14 protein-coding genes are annotated in these 19,477 nt (G+C 67.6%); 8 read left to right on the top strand and 6 right to left on the bottom strand.

Features of this window, described 5'->3' with window-relative positions; genetic code table 11:
- Positions 1 to 403: 403 nt before the first annotated feature.
- Both BST38_RS29250 and BST38_RS17040 read left to right on the top strand, forming a co-directional pair.
- A complete protein-coding gene (locus BST38_RS29250) occupies positions 404 to 598 on the top strand; it encodes a hypothetical protein (RefSeq protein ID WP_133057245.1) in 195 nt (64 codons plus the stop codon).
- Positions 599 to 689: 91 nt separating this feature from the next.
- Positions 690 to 7,580 carry a Calx-beta domain-containing protein gene (locus BST38_RS17040; protein ID WP_272818851.1) on the top strand — a complete coding sequence of 2,297 codons (6,891 nt, stop codon included), beginning with the start codon at positions 690 to 692 and terminating at the stop codon, positions 7,578 to 7,580.
- Between the two features lie 9 nt (positions 7,581 to 7,589).
- On the opposite strand, the gene BST38_RS17035 is transcribed toward BST38_RS17040, so the two are convergent.
- Both BST38_RS17035 and BST38_RS17030 read right to left on the bottom strand, forming a co-directional pair.
- A complete protein-coding gene (locus BST38_RS17035) occupies positions 7,590 to 8,072 on the bottom strand; it encodes an NADPH-dependent FMN reductase (protein WP_083144523.1) in 483 nt (160 codons plus the stop codon).
- A gap of 73 nt (positions 8,073 to 8,145) precedes the next feature.
- On the bottom strand, positions 8,146 to 9,375 hold the full coding sequence (locus BST38_RS17030) for a glutaminase (RefSeq protein ID WP_083144536.1): 1,230 nt from the start codon (positions 9,373 to 9,375) through the stop codon (positions 8,146 to 8,148).
- Positions 9,376 to 9,487: 112 nt separating this feature from the next.
- Between BST38_RS17030 and BST38_RS17025 the strand changes: the two genes are divergently transcribed.
- On the top strand, positions 9,488 to 10,651 hold the full coding sequence (locus BST38_RS17025) for an SGNH/GDSL hydrolase family protein (protein WP_237160823.1): 1,164 nt from the start codon (positions 9,488 to 9,490) through the stop codon (positions 10,649 to 10,651).
- Here the strand turns inward: BST38_RS17025 and BST38_RS17020 are convergent.
- Together BST38_RS17020 and BST38_RS17015 are read right to left on the bottom strand one after the other, a co-directional pair.
- Positions 10,648 to 11,313 (bottom strand): response regulator, encoded by a 666-nt coding sequence (locus BST38_RS17020; RefSeq protein WP_083144521.1) that lies wholly within the window; start codon positions 11,311 to 11,313, stop codon positions 10,648 to 10,650. The genes BST38_RS17025 and BST38_RS17020 overlap by 4 nt on opposite strands.
- Entirely contained in the window at positions 11,306 to 12,934 is a 1,629-nt protein-coding gene (locus tag BST38_RS17015) for a sensor histidine kinase (protein ID WP_237160822.1), read from the bottom strand. The genes BST38_RS17020 and BST38_RS17015 overlap by 8 nt, the downstream gene beginning before the upstream one ends.
- An 82-nt stretch (positions 12,935 to 13,016) precedes the next feature.
- Here BST38_RS17015 and BST38_RS17010 point away from each other — a divergent pair, with 82 nt between their 5' ends.
- The 5 genes from BST38_RS17010 to BST38_RS16990 are packed head-to-tail and all read left to right on the top strand — an operon-like array spanning position 13,017 to position 17,442.
- A complete protein-coding gene (locus tag BST38_RS17010) occupies positions 13,017 to 14,006 on the top strand; it encodes a Bug family tripartite tricarboxylate transporter substrate binding protein (RefSeq protein ID WP_083144519.1) in 990 nt (329 codons plus the stop codon).
- Complete coding sequence (locus BST38_RS17005; RefSeq protein ID WP_336385745.1) at positions 14,003 to 14,515, top strand: tripartite tricarboxylate transporter TctB family protein; 513 nt, start codon at positions 14,003 to 14,005, stop codon at positions 14,513 to 14,515. The genes BST38_RS17010 and BST38_RS17005 overlap by 4 nt, the downstream gene beginning before the upstream one ends.
- Complete coding sequence (locus tag BST38_RS17000; protein ID WP_083144518.1) at positions 14,516 to 16,057, top strand: tripartite tricarboxylate transporter permease; 1,542 nt, start codon at positions 14,516 to 14,518, stop codon at positions 16,055 to 16,057.
- On the top strand, positions 16,054 to 16,458 hold the full coding sequence (locus BST38_RS16995; protein WP_083144517.1) for a universal stress protein: 405 nt from the start codon (positions 16,054 to 16,056) through the stop codon (positions 16,456 to 16,458). The genes BST38_RS17000 and BST38_RS16995 overlap by 4 nt, the downstream gene beginning before the upstream one ends.
- Positions 16,459 to 16,482: 24 nt before the next feature.
- Complete coding sequence (locus BST38_RS16990; RefSeq protein ID WP_083144516.1) at positions 16,483 to 17,442, top strand: alpha/beta fold hydrolase; 960 nt, start codon at positions 16,483 to 16,485, stop codon at positions 17,440 to 17,442.
- Here the strand turns inward: BST38_RS16990 and BST38_RS16985 are convergent.
- Both BST38_RS16985 and BST38_RS16980 read right to left on the bottom strand, forming a co-directional pair.
- Entirely contained in the window at positions 17,382 to 18,527 is a 1,146-nt protein-coding gene (locus BST38_RS16985) for a hypothetical protein (protein WP_083144515.1), read from the bottom strand. The genes BST38_RS16990 and BST38_RS16985 overlap by 61 nt on opposite strands.
- Positions 18,520 to 19,455 (bottom strand): metal-dependent hydrolase, encoded by a 936-nt coding sequence (locus tag BST38_RS16980; protein ID WP_083144514.1) that lies wholly within the window; start codon positions 19,453 to 19,455, stop codon positions 18,520 to 18,522. The genes BST38_RS16985 and BST38_RS16980 overlap by 8 nt, the downstream gene beginning before the upstream one ends.
- Positions 19,456 to 19,477 lie beyond the last annotated feature (22 nt).

Raw genomic sequence — 19,477 nt, 5'->3', positions numbered from 1 at the left:
TTCCGCTGCCGCTACCTCCTGTTCAAAGGCGACTTCGCCCACAACACACCCAGCAAAAGCCCGTTCGCGCGTTTCGTCAACGATCCCCTCGAACCCGAAACCCTCCCACCGAACTGGCAACCCCCACCACCACCGAACAACGACCCCGACGAACCACCACCCTTCTGACAGGGGTGGGCGCGTTTGCCCGGATCTCCGCAGGGTTCTCGACTGCCGGATGCTGACGTTTGCGTGGCGGCAACGTGGATAGCCAGCAGACGAAAAGCTGCGCCGCGTATTCGACATTTCACAGTTCGCTGTACTGCTTTTGTCGGCGATGTTCGCCATTGTCCAATTAGTTGACACGGCGCCATGTCGAACGGTTCGGCCACGCCGCAGCGACGGCCCGTGACACATTCGCTAGGTGGGTAACCAGCTCGCTGTAAAGCAACTTTACACAGGTAAATCGGCTAACAAAGCTATTGGGCAGAGTTTGCTTGCTGAGACTGAGTCTTATCTTCGGTCGGGTTCGCCGGAACTGCTTGACGATCGGGTTCCGCTGGTGTTTTATGCCTTTCCAAGTCGTCAATATCACATTCGTGATTTTTGGAACGATTAGCCATAGCCCAGGGGTCGGGCGCCGTGGAATGGACGGGAGTGAGTTGCTGATGGGCTACGGGCGATTTGTGGGTCGTGTCGGTACGTTAGCTGTGGCGCTGGGAATCGGGTTGGCCGGTCCCGCCGTCGCCTCCGCCGATCCGGGCGACGACACCAGCGCCGGGGAGTCGCGCTCCGACGCCAGCGCCGAGTCGGCCGGCTCCGACACCCGCGCCAAGAAGCCCACCGCAAGGTCACAAGACTCCACCGATTCACCGACCGACACCGACGGCCCGAATCAGTCCGACGACGACCCGGAGCCAGACGACTCCGACCGGGATTCCGACGCGGACCAGGATGACGACGCACCGGCCGATCCGCCGACGCACGAGCCACCGGTGGCCGACGAGCCCGTCGACGACGTCCCCGCCGAGGAACCGGCTGACACCGATCCAGGGGAGCGGGCACGCGATCACGGCACGGTGCCGCCTCGCACCGAAGACGAGAAGATCTCGGTGACAGACGAATCCGATGCCACTGCGGAGCGCACCGTCGACGCACCGGACACGACGACCCCCGCGCCGGCCTCGGCCCGTACGGCCGGCGCCGCCGTCCAGGGACAGACCGCGGCGGTGCCCCTGCCCACCGACAGATCCGCGGCGCAGACCGCGACCGTGTCCTCCGGGCTGACCGCCATCGTCTCGAAGTTCCTGAGCCTATTGGGTATCGGATCGTCGGCCGGCAACGACACCGCGCCGCTGCCCAGATTCGAGTTCGTCACCGCGGTCTTCGGTGCGATCCGCCGCGAGATGGACAAGCTGTTCGCCAACAACGGACCGACGGCCGCGCTCGCATCGACCAGTCTCACCGCCCCCGGCATCCTCACCGGTTCGGTGATCGCTTCCGACCCCGAGGGCGACAAGCTCGTCTATTCGATCCTGCAGGCGCCGACCCGCGGCACCGTCGTCATCGACAGCACCGGCACGTTCACCTACACCGCCAACCCGCTACTGACTGGCGCCGGGCAGGACAGCTTCGTCATCCAGGTCCGCGACGCGGGTTTCCACCTGATCTCGGTCACGCCGACCAGGACGCACGTCCCGGTGACCATCACCTTCGACACCGGCGGCGTTGTCACCCAGACCACTTCGCCACTGCTCGCCGACCGGGCCGCCAGAGCCGGCACGGGGGTGACCGCAGCCTCGACGACAGCCGCCACCGGAACGATCTATCACATCACCACCTCCGGGCCCGACATCGTCGGCTTCAACCCGGCCAGGGACAAACTCGACCTCGGCGACGTGTCCGTCCACAACTTCATCGTCGTCGACACCCCAGAGGGCGTCGGTTTCCGCAACCCGTGGTCCGGCGAGACCGCCGTGCTGCGCGGGGTATCGCTGGGCCAGCTCACCGTCGACAGCTTCGCGCCCGTCCTCAACGACCATCTGCGCCAAGACCTCTCCGGCGCACTGGCCTGGGAGCACGGCATCACACCCAAGGCCAACACCGTCTACGCGCGCTCCCACGAGATCGGTCAGATCGACCGGGTCGCCTTCAACCCCGCGACCGACGTCGTCGACTTCCGCTACTTCGGCACCCGCGAGCAGATCTACATGTCCGACACCCCCGACGGTGTCGTGATCTCCAACGCCGGTACCGGGCAGGCCCTGATCCTTCAGGGCATCACCAAGAGCCAGCTCACCGCCACGAACTTCGTCTTCCACAACGCCCAGGTCCGCGAGGACCGGCTGAACCAGCAACTCGGTATCGGCACCGTGCCCGACTCGCAGGTGCTGCCACAAGGTGTTCCGATCGCAGGCACCAACACCTGGCCCACTGCCGCGGGCAACGGCCGGCCCCCGACGGGCCAGACCGGCACCACGACGAAGATCTCCTGGCAGTACGGCAGCCACACCACGCTGAGCTTCGACCCCAGCAAGGACAAGCTCGACTTCGGCTGGTTCAAGGCCCACGAGTTCGACGTCACCGAGGTCGCGGGCTCCACCCGCATCGCGATCACCGGAAACAACCAGTCCTACACCCTCACCGGTGTCGCGCTCGGTGAGCTGCAGCCGAGCAACATCGTCGCGCTCGACGACAGCGCCCGGGTCAAATGGAGCAACCTCATCTACGGCGCCGGGCAGACGGTCACCCCGCCGAAGCTCTCGGTCGGGGATGCCCAAGTGCTGGAGGGCAATTCGGGATCGTCGACGATCGTGTTCACGGTGACGCTGTCGAAACCGTCCACCGAGACGGTGACGGTCAGCTACAGCACGAGCAACGGCAGCGCCACCGCCGCCGGCGGTGACTACGTGCCCGCGGTCGGCACGCTGACCTTCACCCCCGGGCAGACGTCGAAGACGGTCAACGTCGCGGTCAACGGCGACACCGTCGTCGAGCTCGACGAGCAGTTCACCCTGACGCTGTCATCGCCCGTCAACGCGACCATCGCCGACGGCACCGGGGTCGGCACCATCGTCAACGACGATGTCGACCAGGCGCCGACGGCGCCGCCGAGCGTGTCCGTCGCCGACCTCACCGTGACCGAGGGCAACGGCGCACACAGCCACTTCATGTTCGTCGTCACGCTGAGCAAGCCGTCGACCGAGACCGTCACGGTGCACTATGCGACGTCCAACGGCACCGCGACCGCCGGGGTGGACTACACCGCCACCACCGGCACCATCACCTTCGCGCCTGGTGTCACCACCCAGCTGCTGCACGTGGACGTCATCGGTGACACCGTCGGCGAACCGGACGAGACGTTCTTCGTGACGCTGACCAACCCGACCGGCGCGACCATCGCCGACGGGGTGGCCACCGGCACCATCGCCGACGACGACAGCGTCGTCGTCCCGGGGACCGGAGGGGAGAACTCCGGCAACCCCGGCGACGCGCTCTGGGGTGAGGCGTTCTTCGCCCCGTACGTCGACATGGGCGCCTGGCCGGTGCCGGACCTGCTCGCCCTCGCCCAGCAGCGCGGGATCTCGCTGCTGACACTGGGTTTCATGCAGGCGACCCCGGACGGCAAGCTGGCCTGGGCCGGGCTGTCGGCGCTGCGCCCCGACTCGGACTTCGACCAGGCCAAGGCGATCAACCAGTCGATCGCGGCGCTGCAGGCCGCCGGCGGCGACGTGATGATCTCGCTCGGCGGCGCATCGGGCACCAGCCTCGCGCAGTGGTACGCCGCGCACGGTCTGGGTGCGCAGGCGCTGGCCACCGCGTACGCCGAGGTCGCCGACTTCTACAAGCTCAACCGGATCGACTTCGACATCGAGGGCGCCGCGGTCGCCGAGCCCGCCTCGATCGCGCTGAACGCCCAGGCGCTCAAGCTTCTGCAGCAGATGAGGCCGGACCTGGAGATCTGGTACACGCTGCCCGTGCTGCCCAGCGGGCTGACCGCCGACGGGGTCAACGTCGTGCGCAAGGCCATCGAGGCCGGCGTCAGGCTCGACGGCGTCAACATCATGGCGATGGACTACGGCGAGTCGGCGGCACCCACCTCCGGGCCGAACGCGAAGACCATGGGTGCGTATGCGATTCAAGCCGCGGAATCCACCTACGGCCAGCTGAACGGCTTGTATGCGGGATACGGGCAGTCCTTCGGCTGGAACCAGCTCGGTGTGACACCGATGATCGGTGTCAACGACGTGCTCACCGAGGTGTTCACCGTCGCCGACTCGCAGGCGCTCGAGGACTTCGCCCGCGCCAGGGGGCTCGGCATGCTGTCGATGTGGTCGCTGAACCGCGACTACCCGGGCAGCCTGGGTCAGGCCACCACCAACACCTCCGGAACCAACACGCCCGCAGGCGGATTCAGCTCCGTCTTCAACGATTACGGCACCGTGAACCCGATCTCCGGGCCGCCACCGGCGATCTCGATCGCCGACCAGTCGGTCGCTGAGGGCAACGGCACCGGTTCGCACTTCATGTTCGTCGTCACGCTGGACAAGCCGTCGACGCAGACGGTGACCGTCCGCTACGCGACGTCGAACGGGACCGCGACCGCGGGCACCGACTACGTCGCGACCTCAGGCACCGTCACGTTCGCTCCCGGGGTGACCTCACAGACAGTGCACGTCAACGTCATCGGTGACACCGTCGCCGAATCCCGCGAGACCTTCACGGTGACGCTGTCGAACCCGACCGGCGCCACGATCGCCGACGGCACCGCGATCGGCACCATCGTCGACGACGACGGCACCACCCCGACCCCGGGCGGGAACGCGGCGGTCACGTACACCGTCAACGACAACTGGGGCTCGGGCTTCACCGCGTCCGTCGCCGTGACTGCCGGGGCGGACGGAATGAACGGCTGGACCGTCGAATTCGATTCCCCGGCTCAGATCAGCAACATCTGGAACGCGGAGATCGTCAGCCGGGTCGGCAACCATTACGTGGTGCGCAACGCGTCCTACAACGCGCAGGTCGCCGCGGGGCAGACGGTGACCTTCGGATTTCAGGCCTCGCCGGGCGGCGGTTCGGCGACCGCGACCAACTTCACGGTCAACGGCGTCGCCGGCGGCGAGAACCCGACGGTGGTTCCGCCGAAGGTGTCGGTGGCCGACGCGAGCGTGACGGAGTCCAACAGCGGGTCCAAGAACCTGGTGTTCGTGGTGACCCTGGACAAGCCGGCCAGCTCCGCGGTCAGCGTCGCGTACACGACATCAAATGGGACCGCCACGGCGGGAAGCGATTTCACCGCGTCCTCCGGGGTGCTGACGTTCGCGGCGGGAGCGACGACCGCGCACATCGCCGTCCCGATCCTCGGTGACACCGCAGTCGAGGCGGACGAGACGTTCACCCTCACGCTGTCGAACCCGAACGGGGTGACCATCGCCGACGGGTCCGCGGTCGGCACGATCCTCAACGACGACGTCGTCACACCGGCGCCCGGAAACTCGTCGGCGGCGATGGTGGTCAACGACAACTGGGGCTCGGGCTTCACCGCCACCGTCACCGTGACCGCCGGGTCGGCCGGGTTGGACGGCTGGACCGTCGAATTCGATTCCCCGGTCCAGATCAGCAACATCTGGAACGCCGAGATCGTCAGCCGGGTCGGAAACCATTACGTGGTGCGCAACGCGGCGTGGAACCCGAAGGTCGCCGCGGGCAAGACCGTCACGTTCGGTTTCCAGGCCTCCCCGGGCGGCGGTTCGGCGTCGGCGTCGAACTTCACGGTGAACGGACGATCCGCACCGGTGCAGGCGCCGACGGTGTCGGTCGCCGACGCGTCGGTGACGGAGGCCAACAGCGGTGCAACGCAGATGACGTTCGTGGTGACCCTGTCGAAGTCGTCGACCAGTCCGGTCACCGTCGCCTACGCGACATCGAACGGAACCGCCACCGCCGGTGTCGATTACACCGCCAAGGCCGGGACCATCACGTTCGCGCCCGGGGTGCTGACCCAACAGATCCAGGTGTCGGTCACCGGTGACACCACCGTCGAGGCGAACGAGACGTTCACCCTGACCCTGTCGAGCCCGACCGGGGCGACGATCGCCGACGGCACCGCGCTCGGCACCATCGTCGACAACGACGTCGCGATCCCCGGCACCGTGTCTCTGAGCATCTCCGATGCGTCGGTCGCCGAACCGGTGCCCGGCACCGGCGTCGCGCCGGGCTGGTTCTCCACCTCGGGGAACCAGATCGTCGACGCAGCGGGCAACCCGGTGCAGATCGCCGGCGTGAATTGGTTCGGCATGGAAAGCGAAACCTTTGCCCCGCACGGTCTCTGGACACGCTCGTACAAAGAGATGATGGACCAGATGGCGGCGCTGGACTTCAACACGATCCGGCTGGCCTACTCCAGCGAGAGCCTGCACACCACCGCGGCGCCCAACGGGATCGACTTCAACAAGAACCCCGACCTCGTCGGGCTGACGCCGCTGCAGATCATGGACAAGATCGTCGCGTACGCGGGGGAGGTCGGCCTGCGGGTCATCCTCGACCACCACCGCAGCGGCAAGGGAGCGGGCCCGAACAGCAACGGCTTGTGGTACGAGGGCCCGTACACCGAGGCGGCGTGGATCAACGACTGGAAGATGCTGGCGCAGCGGTACGCGAACAACCCGACCGTGATCGGCGCGGACCTGCACAACGAGCCGTACGCCGGCACCTGGGGTGGCGGCGGGGTCACCGACTGGGCGGCCGCGGCCGAACGCGCCGGCAACGCGGTCCTCGGGGTGAACTCCAACTGGCTGATCTTCGTCGAGGGGGTGGCCGAGTATCAGGGTCAGCATTACTGGTGGGGCGGCAACCTGATGGGGGTCAAAGACCGCCCGATCGTGCTGAATGTGCCCAACCGTGTGGTGTATTCACCGCACGACTACCCGAACTCGGTGTACGCGCAGCCGTGGTTCCAGTCGGCGAACTTCGGGGCCGCGCTGCCCGACAAGTTCGAGCAGATGTGGGGCTACATCTACGAGCAGAACATCGCCCCGATCTATCTGGGCGAGTTCGGTACCCGGCTCAACGACCCGAAGGATCTCGTCTGGTACGAGGCGATCACCTCGTACCTGTCCGGCGACTTCGACAACAACGGGACGATCGACATCCCCGCGGGCACCCAGGACATGTCGTGGACGTTCTGGTCGTGGAACCCAAATTCGACTGACACCGGCGGGATCCTGGCCGACGACTGGCGCACGGTGAATGCGAACAAGATGGCGTACCTGGAGGCCATCCAGTTCGACTTCGACGCCGGCAGCGCGGGCGTGCTCGCCCAGTTCGTGGTGTCGCTGGCCGCCCCGTCCACTCAGGTGGTGACGGTGCAGTACGCGACGACGAACGGAACCGCCACCTCGGGCGGCGACTACGGTGCTGTCGCCGGCACGCTGACGTTCCAGCCGGGGGAGACCAGCAAGACGATCACCGTGGTGGTGTTCGGCGACACCGTGCTGGAGGGCGACGAGACGTTCCTGGTGACGCTGTTCAGCCCGACCGGGGCCGCATTGGCCGACGCATCGGGCACCGGCACGATCAAGGACCGGATGGTGGTGTGAGCGACGGGCTCAGCGCGCTTCCGGGACGTACGGGCGCGCCAGCTCGAGCCAGGTGTCGAGGTCGGCAGAGGTGTCGTACTCCGAGTCCAACAGGTACAGGCTGGGTGCGGGGCAACTCGCCCCGATCTCGACGAGCACGGGTCGCAACGTGAGTTCGGGGGCCAGCGCATGGGTGGGCGCGCCGCCCAGCATCACCGCGAAGGTGGTCTTCTGGCCCAGTTCGCCCGCCCCGAACTGGTCGAGGAACAGCTTGAGCAGGCCCGTGTAGGTGCCCTTGAACGTCGGGGAGGCGACCACGAGGAAGTCGGCGGCGAGCACGGTGGCCTTGGCGCGCGCGACCTCAGGGTCACCCCAGCCGAGCAGTCCGGCTCCGAGGTCGACGACGTCGATCACCGCCTCGGGCGGGCGCCCGCCGAGCTTCTCGGCGATCAGCGCCGCCGCTGCCCTGGTCCTGGACTTCGGCTTCGGATTACCCACCACCACAACGGGCATGTCGTCCCCTCTCTCCCTGCAAGTGGCCCGAGGGTACTCAACCCGCTGTGCGGCAGCGGCGCTGCGGTTGCGCTCACGCTGAGGAAATCGGGACAGCCAGGATTCCCTCGGGGTCGATCAGGGAGACCTCGTGACCGTCGAGGGTGAGCCGGCGGACGATCTCCAGCAGCATCCGGCGAGCGACGTCGTCGATCGAATACGCCATCGTCAGATCAAGTTTCACGTGATGTTCTGCCGGCGCGGTGTCGGTGACTTCGCGAATCACCCGCTCGGCGCCGGCGAAGCGGATACCGCCCTGCAATTGGATCACCCGGACCGCGTCGGGTTCCTCGCCGACGACGTGGTTGGACCGCACGACCGCGCGGCTGGCGGCCGGGACCTCCATCACGTGCAGACCCATGTCCGACGAGAACCGCCCGAACAGCCCCACTCCGCGCACGCTGTTGCCGTGGACGTCCAATCGTGGTGAGAACGTGGCGATCCCGATCTGGCCGGGAAGCGCACCGATCAGGCCGCCGGCGACCCCGCTCTTGGCCGGGATGCCGACCTGGGTCGCCCAGTCGCCTGCGGCGTCGTACATTCCGCAGCTGAACATCACACTGAGCACCTGCCGCACCACCGGTTCGGGCACCACGCGCTCCCCGGACACCGGATTGACCCCGTGGTTGGCCAGGGTCGCGGCCATCACCGCCAAATCGAGGGTCGTGACCAGCAGCGAGCACTGGCGGGTGTAACCCTCGACGACGGTGGCGGGGTCCTCGGTGATCACGTTGTAGCTGCGAAGCATGTGGGCGATGGCCAGGTTGCGGTGCGCGTGCTCCAACTCGGAGGCGCACACCGAATCATCGAACATCAGGCGGCGGCCCGCGAACGCCGAAAGCCCGTCGACCACCCGCTCCAGCCGAGCCGTCGCGTCGATGCCCTCGGGTCCGACAAGCGAGTGCGCGGTGATCGCGCCCGCGTTGATCATCGGATTGAGCGGACGCCCGGTACCGCCTTCGAGTGAGAGTTCGTTGAACGCCTCACCGGAGGGTTCGACACCGACTTTAGCCAGCACCGCGTCGAATCCACGGTCGGCGAGCGCGAGCGCGTAGGCGAACGGTTTGGAGATCGACTGGATGGTGAACTCGGTATCGACGTCGCCGACGCCGTAGACCGCGCCGTCGACCATCGCGAACGCCGCACCGAGCCGCTCGGGGTCCGCCGCCGCAAGTTCGGGAATGTAGTCCGCCAGCGCCCCCGAGGTGTCCGACGCGATGTCGCCGAGTGTCTCGGCGAGGTAGTCAGGAATCGGTGACTGCATGTCCGTGCTCACGCACAGTCCGGGTCATCGGGCAAGTCTATCGAGATACCATCTGCGTCGACGCTCACGGCGGCGGCGACGCGTAACGTGTCGGGATGAGCGGAGCCCCACTGTGATTTCGCATCCCGTCACCGCCGACCTGTTCAACGGACTCGCGGAGCTCGAGGACACCGGCCGCGGCTGGCTTCCGCACCGTCTGCCGCGCGCCGCTCGTGCGCGGTGCGACGATCCGCAGCTGTTGAGTGCCCAAGCACAGCCGTCGGGTGTGCGGCTGGCAGTGCGCTCGGCCGCGACCGTGATCGAACTCGACCTTCTGCGCACCCGAGTTGTGCTGACCGGTGTGCCGCCCCGCGCCGACGGTGTGGTGGATCTGCTGATCGACGGTCGACGGGTTGGGCACGCCGCGGTGTACGGGGGCGATCTGGTGCGTATCGACCCGCGCACGGGTGCGAGCGAGACGGAGTTCGGTGACGTCGCGACTCTGCGCTTCGACGGGTTGCCGCCGCAGGACAAGACGTTGGAGCTTTGGCTGCCCCATTACGAGCGAACCGAGCTTGTCGGCGTGCGCACCGATGCGCCGATCGTGCCCGTCCCGACCGGTCGGCCCACCTGGGTTCATCACGGCAGCTCGATCAGTCAGGGCTCCAATGCGGACAGCCCGAGCACAACCTGGCCGGCGTTGGTGGCCGCGGCCAGGAACCTCGACCTGGTGAACCTCGGGTTTTCCGGCAGCGCCATGCTGGATCCGTTCGTGGCCAGGGTGATTCGCGATCGCCCCGCTGACCTGATCAGCGTGAAGATCGGCATCAACCTGGTGAACGCGGATCTGATGCGCAGGCGCGCCTTCGGTCCCGCGGTGCACGGATTTCTCGACACCATCCGTGACGGGCACCCGACGACGCCACTGATCGTCATCGGACCGCTGCACTGCCCGATCCACGAGTTCACCCCGGGGCCAGGGAGTTTCGACGTCGAAGCACTTGCGGCGGGCGCCGTGCGCTTCGTGGCACTGGGTGACCCCGATGACGCCGTCGGGCCGAACGTGGGGCTGCGTCGTCTCACCCTCCGCGGCATCCGTGAGCAGCTCGCCGAGATCGTGCACGAGCGACAGGTCGACGATCCCGACCTGTCCTACGTCGACGGTCTCGGCCTGTACGGGCCGGGCGACGAAGCCGCGCATCCGTTGCCCGACAACCTGCACCCCGATGCCACCACTCATCGGCTGATCGCCGAGCGGTTCGGCGCGGTCCTCGGGGCGCTGTCGCGTCGGCGCTAACCCGCGACGCGGTACCTGCGCTCCGGACGGCCCACACCGTACTGCAGACGGAGTTCCAGCGCGCCGACGCTCAGATAGTGCTCCAGATATCGTCGCGCACTGACCCGGGAGATTCCCACCAGGTCAGCGCATTCGGCGGCCGACACCTCGCCGGCGTCGCGGACGGCGGCCAGCACCAGTTCGCCGGTCTCGGCGCCCAGACCTTTGGGCAGCACCTTGGCCGGCGCCGCGGACGGTCCGCCGAACAACGTGTCGACCAGATGCTGGTCCACACCGTGCGCGGATTGCAGCGCGTCGGCGCGCGAGGAGTACGCCTCCAGTTTTGATTCGAGCTGCGGGAACTCGAACGGTTTGATCAGGTAGTCGGCGGCCCCGCCGTCGAGCGCTCCGCGCACCGTGTCGAGTTCGCGCGCCGCGGTGATCATGATGACGTCGACCCGGTCACCGCCCGCGCGAAGACGCTGCAGCACATCCAGTCCCGTCATGTCGGGCAGGTAGACATCCAGAAGCAGCAGTTGCGGTCGCAGTTCCCGCGTCGCCGTCAACGCGGCCGCGCCGGTGTGGGCGACACCGACCGCGCGGAACCCGGCCACCCGGTCGACGAACCTGCGGTGGATCTCGGCGACCATGAAGTCGTCGTCGACGACGAGAACATCACGCATGGGTGCGCACCGCCTTCAGTTGCACCGAGAATCGCGCTCCACCGCCGGGCGCATCGCCGACCTCCACCGTGCCCCCCTGCTGGGCGGTCACCAGCCGTACCAACGCGAGACCGATCCCGCGGCCGCCGGGAACCTCGGGTTTGGACGTGACTCCCCGGGCGAAGATCTCTTCGCGAAGGTGTTCGGGGACACCGGGTCCGGAGTCGATCACGCTGATCGTGAGGCCCTCCCGATCGTCGATACGCACCGTCACCCGGGCCTGCGCCGCGCCGACCGACACGTCGACGGCATTGTCGATCAGGTTGCCCAGCAGCGTGATCACATCCGTGGCCAGCGCCTGGTCCAACGCGCCCAGATGCGACGCCGGATCCAGTCGCAGCTCCACGCCGCTCTCGGCGGCCAGCGACGTCTTCGCGATCAACAACGCGGCCACCGCGGGATCGGCGATCCGCTGTGTCACCGCGTCGCTGATCTCGGCGCGGCGGCGCGTCAGCGTGCCGACCAGATCACGCACCGCGTCGTATTCGCCGAGCTGCACCAGCCCGGAGATCGTGTGCAGCTGGTTGGCGAACTCGTGCGTCTGCGCTCGCAGCGTGTCGGTGACGCTCTTGTGCGAGGACAACTGGCCCTGCAGCGCAGCGAGTTCCGTGCTGTCACGCATCGTGGTGACCGTCCCGATCTGTCGGCCCTGGCTGGTCGCCGGGCGACGGCTCAACGCCAGCACCCGGGTTCGCGTCGCGATCACGGTGTCGTCGGCGGCCTGCCCGTCGGCACCGGACGTCAGCAGCGACACCACCGCCGGATCGATCCCGACCTCGTCCACCCGGCGGCCCACCGCGTTACCGGGCACGCCGAGCAGATCCTGTGCGCCGTCGTTGAGCAACGTGATCTCGCCGTCGTCGTTCACCGCGATCACCCCCTCACGGATGCTGTGCAGCAACGCTTCCCGATGATCGGCCAGGTTCGCGATCTCGGCGACCTCCAATCCCCGGGTGTGGCGCTTGATCCGGCGGGACAGCAGCCACGATGCCACCATCCCCAGTGCGGCGCCCAGCCCGAGGTAGACCAACAGACTCTCGCCGGCCCCGCTGAGCAGTGCCCACACCGATGGGTACATCTCGCTGACCGACGCGATCGCCAGCACGTCACCGTTGATGGCCAGGATCGGCACCTGCCCGACCAGGCTGTGCGTGCCGTCGACGTCGGCGTCGCCGAACCAGGCCCGCCCCTCGTCGGCGCGGCTGGCTCCGAGGTCGACGCGTGTACCGATCCGCGACGGGTCCGACGACGCGCGGACCACCCCGTCGGGCCCGAGGATCTCGGCGAGGCTGGCGCCCGAGAGCGCCACCGCCCGGTCGACCTCCGGAGCCAGGGTCTGGGCGGCGAACGGGTCCTGGTAGCGGTCGCGCACGATCGGGGTCGAGGCCATGTTCTCGGCGACCGCGATCATCCGCTGGCCCCTGACCTCGCGGAATTCGGCTTCGGACTGCGTCACCGACACCGCGGCGACCGCCACCAGCACCACCGCGACCACCACCAGCTGGAACACCAGGAACTGGGCCGCCAGGCTGCGTCCGCGCAGCAGGCCGGCGACTGCGGACCGGGTGTTCTCAATGATCAAAACGTCCTTTGCCTCCACATCGGTGACGTGGGTCACTGTCGGGGTCCAGTATTGCTGAGCATCACAAGTGATTGGGGACGACATGTTCGCAACCTGGCGACCAACGGCCCGCGCCGTCGCGGTCCTCGCCGTCATCGCCGCACTGTTGGTCTCGGCTTGCGGGGTGACCCGCGGTGAGCAGACGGGTCTGCACCGTCTGCGGATGATGGTGCCCAACAGCCCCGGTGGCGGGTACGACCTCACGGCGCGGACCGCGGTGAAGATCATGGAAGACGACAAGATCACCGGACGCGTCGAGGTGTTCAACGTGATCGGCGCCGGCGGCACGGTGGCGATGGCGCGTCTGATGAACGAGCACGGCAACGGCGACCTGATGATGATGATGGGCCTGGGCGTCGTCGGTGCCACCTACACCAACGGGTCTCGGGACCGCGCCTCCGACGCGACCGCAATCGCCAAGATCGTCGAGGAGCAGGAGGGCATCCTCGTTCCCGGCGACTCACCGTTTCGCACGGTGCGGGATTTCATCGACGCCTGGAAGGCCGACCCGGCCAAGGTGACGATCGGCGGCGGTTCCAGCCCCGGCGGCCCCGACCACCTCTTCCCGATGGAGACCGCCAAGGCCGCCGGGCTCGACCCCACCAAGGTCAACTTCGTGTCCTACGACGGCGGCGGTGATCTGCTGACAGCCCTGCTGGGCAACAAGATCGCCGCCGGGACCTCGGGGCTCGGCGAGTACGTCGACCAGATCGAATCCGGGCAGGTCCGGGTACTGGCGGTGTCCGGTCAGGAGCGGGTCGAGGGAATCGACGCCCCCACCCTGACCGAGGCCGGCATCGACCTGACGTTCACCAACTGGCGGGGAGTGCTTGCACCGCCGGGGATTTCGGATGAGGACCGGGCCACGCTGGTCAGGGTCCTCGAAGAACTGCATGCCACCGATGCCTGGAAGGAGGCGCTGGTGAAGAACGGTTGGAGCGATGCGTTCATGACCGGGGAACCATTCGAGGCGTTCCTGCGTGAGCAGGATCAGCGCGTCGAGACCACGCTGAGCGATCTGGGGCTGCTGTGAACGTTGAACAGAGCGAGACCACCTCGCGCCCCGATTACGCGCAGTACATCATCTGTGTGGTGATGGTCGCCGTCGGCGCATTCCTGATCGTCGATGCGCTGCGGATCGCCGACGGCTTCGCCAAAGTGGATCCCGTTGGGCCACGGCTGTTCCCGATCCTGATCGGGGTGGGGCTGCTGGTGATGGCGGTGGTGCTGGCGATCGCGATCCCGCGGGGCTTCCGCGGCGAGGCCGACGCCGGGGAGGACATCGACCCCGACATGCCCAGTGACTGGCGCACGGTCGGGCTGCTCGTCGGCATGTTCGTGATGCTGATCGTGCTCGTCGTGCCGCTCGGGTGGGCGATAGCGGGCGGATTGTTCTTCGCCGGCTGCGCCACGATCCTGGGCAGCAGACACTACGTGCGCAATCTCGTCATCGGTGCGGTCCTGGCCGTCGCCAGCTTCTACGGCTTCTACTCCGGGCTCGGAATCCCGCTGCCCGCAGGCATTCTGGATGGGATTCTGTAGATGGAGAACTTCGACTGGTTGTTACAGGGGTTCGGCGAGGCCGCCACCCCGATGAACCTGCTGTACGCCGCGATCGGCGTGCTGCTGGGCACCGCGGTCGGCGTGCTGCCCGGCATCGGCCCCGCGATGACCGTCGCACTGCTGCTCCCGGTCACCTACAACGTCAGCCCCAGCGCCGCGTTCATCATGTTCGCCGGCATCTTCTACGGCGGCATGTACGGCGGGTCCACCACCTCGATCCTGCTCAACACCCCGGGCGAATCCTCGTCGGTGATCACCGCCATCGAGGGCAACAAGATGGCCAAAGCGGGACGGGCGGCCCAGGCGCTGGCCACCGCGGCGATCGGATCATTCGTCGCCGGCGCCATCGGCACCGCGCTGCTGGCCGCGTTCGCGCCGGCGGTGTCCCGCTTCGCCGTCACGCTCGGCGCCCCGTCCTACCTGGCGATCATGCTGTTCGCGCTCGTCGCCGTCACCGCCGTGCTCGGCTCGTCGAAGATGCGGGGCCTGATCTCGCTGCTGCTCGGGCTGGCGATCGGCATCGTCGGGATCGACTCGTTGACCGGCCAGCCCCGCGCCACCTTCGGTATCCCGCTGTTGAGCGATGGCATCGACATCGTCGTCATCGCGGTGGCCGTGTTCGCGGTCGGTGAGGCGCTCTGGGTGGCCGCGCATCTGCGGCGCCGCCCCGCCGACGTCATCCCGGTCGGACGGCCGTGGATGGGCCGCAGCGACTGGAGGCGGTCCTGGAAGCCGTGGCTGCGCGGCACCGCGTTCGGGTTCCCGTTCGGGGCGCTGCCCGCCGGAGGCGCCGAGCTGCCGACGTTCCTGAGTTACATCACCGAGAAGAAGCTCTCCAAGCATCCCGAGGAGTTCGGTAAGGGCGCCATCGAGGGTGTCGCCGGTCCGGAGGCCGCCAACAATGCCTCTGCGGCAGGCACTCTGGTGCCGATGCTGTCACTCGGCCTGCCCACCAACGCGACCGCGGCGGTGATGCTGACCGCGTTCGTGTCGTACGGAATCCAGCCCGGGCCGACGTTGTTCGACAAGGAGCCGTTGCTGATCTGGACGCTGATCGCGAGCCTGTTCATCGGCAATCTGATGCTGCTCGCCCTGAACCTGCCGCTGGCGCCGCTGTGGGCGAAGCTGTTGCGCACCCCGCGGCCGTACCTGTACGCGGGCATCCTGTTCTTCGCCACGCTGGGGGCGTTCGCGGTCAACCTGCAGCCGCTGGATCTGGCGCTGCTGCTGATCTTCGGGCTGATGGGCTTGATGATGCGCCGGTTCGGACTTCCGGTGCTGCCGTTGATCATCGGGGTGATCCTGGGGCCGCGCATCGAGCGGCAGCTACGGCAGAGTCTGCAGCTCGGCGGCGGCGAATGGGGGAGCCTGTTCACCGAGCCGGTCGCGATCGTCACCTACGTGCTGATGGCGCTGCTGTTGCTCGCCCCGCTGGTGCTGCGGCTGATGCACCGTAGCGAGGAGACGCTGCTGGTGGTCGAAGACGACCGGGATCAACGAGAGAAGGCCTCGCACACATGAGCGGTACAACCATCGTCGTCGGGTACACCGCGGACCCGTTCGGGCACGCCGCCCTCGAGCACGGCATCTCCGAGGCCCGGTTGCGCGGCGCCGGCCTGCTGGTCGTCAACGCGACGTCGGGGGAGTCCTACGTCGACGCGCGGTTCGCCGGTGCGACCGAGGTGCAGGACGTCGAAACCCGGCTGGCCGACTGCGGCGTCGCCTACGAACTGCGCCAGCCGATCGGGGTGGACCCGGCCGACGAACTGCTCGCCGCGGTGGACAGCTCCGGTGCGGAACTGCTCGTGGTCGGCATCCGGCACCGCAACCCGGTCGGCAAGCTGCTGCTGGGCAGCGTCGCGCAGAAGGTCATCCTGGAATGCCCGAAACCGGTGCTCGCGGTCAAGCCTGCCGCCGACTGATCCGTATGTGACAGCCTGAAGGGCATGGGACGGTACGCAGGAGCCTTCGGCCCGCACGCGCCAGAGGCCACCTATGTCGGGCACACCTACCCGGAGCACGTCTTCGACACCGGCGAGGTGCGGCTGAACTATGCGGTGGCCGGCGACGACTCGAAGCCGCCGCTGCTACTGATCCCCGGTCAGTCCGAATCGTGGTGGGGCTACGAGGAGGCGATGCCACTGCTGGCGCGGCACTTCCACGTGCACGCCGTGGATCTGCGCGGGCAGGGCCGCTCGACGCGCACCCCGCACCGCTACACCCTCGACAACGTCGGCAACGACCTGGTCCGCTTCCTCGACGGCGTGGTCGGCAGGCCCGCGTTCGTCAGCGGGCTGTCCTCGGGTGGGCTGGCCAGTGCGTGGCTGTCCGCCTTCGCGAAGCCGGGCCAGGTCATCGCGGCCTGTTGGGAGGACCCGCCGTTCTTCAGCTCGGAGATTTCACCGGTGGTCGGGCCCGCGATCACCGCCAGCATCGGGCCGCTGTTCGGGATGTGGGCGCGCTACCTCGGAGACCAGTGGAGCGTGGGGGACTGGGACGGCTTCGTCGCCGCCGTCCCGCACGAACTCGCCGACTGGCAGGCCCACGTCGCGCTGGTCGTCGGCACCGCCGAACCCGCGCAGAACCTGCGCGAATACGACCCCGAGTGGGGAAAGGCGTTCATCACAGGGACTTTCATGGCCAGCTGCCCACACGACGTGATGCTCAGCCAGGTCAAGGTGCCGGTGCTCTACACCCACCACTTCCGGATGATCGACGAAGGATCGGGCGGTCTCATCGGCGCATGCTCGGACCTCCAGGCCGGTCGCGTCACCCAGCTGGCCAAGAGCGGCGGTCAGTCGATCACGTACAAGTCGTTCCCGATGATGGCGCACTCCATGCACGGTCAGGATCCGACGTTGTTCTCCGAGACGCTCGTCGAGTTCTTCTCCCGGTTCACCGGCTGACCCGAGGTGAGCACCGCCGCGAGGCTCAGGCCCGCGATCGCGAAGCACACCACCGTGTACCAGAGGCTGCCGATCGGATCGCCTGCCGCGGTGACACCGTCGGTCGCGCCGAACCAGTTCGGCAGCGCCGTCAGCCACAGCACCGCCATCACGGCCAGATACGCCGCCGCGTAGCCGAGGATCAGCCTGCTGTGGGCCGGCTTGTCCTGCGGTGAGCGCCACTGCTTGACCAGCACCGGGATCGCGACGACGGTGATCACCACCAGCTCAAGGGCATACACGACGCCGCCCACCGTGGTGCTGCCCGAGATGCCCGCTGCCGCCGTCGCGGGCAGCGGCAGGATCGCGGTGCCGATCGAGGCCAGTAGCCCGACCACCACGGTGCGCCACACGATCTGGCCTCCGGTGAACGTGCGGCCCGCGTCGACGTGGCGCCCGACGAAGAACTGCACGCACAGCGCCAGCGACATCGGCCATAGGGTGGCGAACACCACGACGCTGGGCAGCGGCACCGAGTCGAAGAACGGCTGGGCGAACGGATGGTCCAGCGTCCACTCCCACCACCGCAACTGCGGGCCGAGGTGGTCGAAGATCTCGTAGAAAGCGTGGTGCACGAACCCGACGCAGATCCCGCCGACCAGCGTGCCGTAGCGGCGGAAGACACCGAGGCCGCGCACGATCTCGAACGCGACCGTCGCCATCATCGGGTAGATCGCGACGATGTAGAGAGGCAGCCTGCCCCACAGGAACTCGACCGTGAACACGTTGTGGGCGAACATCGTGTCGACGTAGTCGGCGATGCCGAACGCGCCCGGGAAGTACAGCGGCGGTTCGATGATCAGCAGATAGGCGATCGCGCCGAACCACAGCACGATGTTCGTCGGATCGTTGTACCGGCGCAGCCGCACCACGGCGTACCACAGCGCGAGCACCGCGCCGACGATCACGGTGAGCTCCAGCACCGGCAACGTCAGGTTCTCCAGGGCGAACGGGTTGCGGAACTCGACGAGCCCACCTGCGGTCTCACACGAGAACCCGAGGCGTGCAGCGAGATCGGCGAAGGTCGGCGTGCACAGGTCAGACATGGGCAGTCTCGTTCTCCTCGGCGGTGTACCACCGGGTCACGTCGTAACCGGCGTCGTAGCGGTCGAACCACACCTGCGCGAGCGCGGGCAGTTTCTCGTGGGCGGGGTTGTGGCCCGGGATCTGGCTGCGCACCACTCCGCCCAGCGCCACTACCTGTTCGCGCAGCGGCAGATGACTGAACGCATTCGCGAACGGTCCGTCATAGGGTGCGTCGACGAACGGAAGCCGTTGCAGCAGAGCCTTCTTGCGCCGGTGGATCCGGAACGTCGACATCGCGTCGACCTTGCGCGCCTCCAACGGCACATGGGTGTTGAAGTCCTCCGACACCAGCCGGATGATGTCCATCACGTGCTTGAAGATCGACGGCGCCATCCGCATCCGGTACCACGGGTCGTCGACCACGGCGTCGTAGATGATCAGCGCCGAGCTGCGGTGCTCGACCTCTTCGACGAAGTGCCACAGGAACAGTGACGCGACCCGGTCGTCGCCGGGGGCGAACAACGTGTCGTCGTGGTCGAGCATCAGCTTGAACACCGGGGTGAACGTCGCCTCCAGGTCGGCGGTGTAGGCCAGCCGGTACCTCCACGAGGTGTTCGCGGTCATCTCGTCGTAGGCGTCGATGACCTTGTCCAGCGTGTCCTTGAGCCCGGGGTACTCCTTGATCAGTCCCTTCACGTGCTGGCGGTGGGCCATCGAGTGCTGGCCCTCCTGCCGGACGAACGCGTCGGCCTCCTCGCGGACCGCCGGATCGGTGATGTGCGGCATCACCTCGGGGATCATCGCGCCGATCATCTTCTCGAAGCCGACGGCCAGGAACGACACCGCGTTCGCCATCGCCGAGAACGCCGGGTTGGGCTCGTTCCACACGAACGGCACCGGCCGGCTCGCGAACGCGAAGCGCAGTTTGCGCACGATCAGATCGGTCATCGCGGACGTCCTCGCTCACTGG

The sequence above is a fragment of the Mycolicibacterium parafortuitum genome (genome assembly GCF_002086815.1).
GTDB lineage: Bacteria > Actinomycetota > Actinomycetes > Mycobacteriales > Mycobacteriaceae > Mycobacterium > Mycobacterium parafortuitum.
Note: the sequence above shows the minus strand (reverse complement) of the source record. Positions and strands in the feature narration are given on the sequence as shown.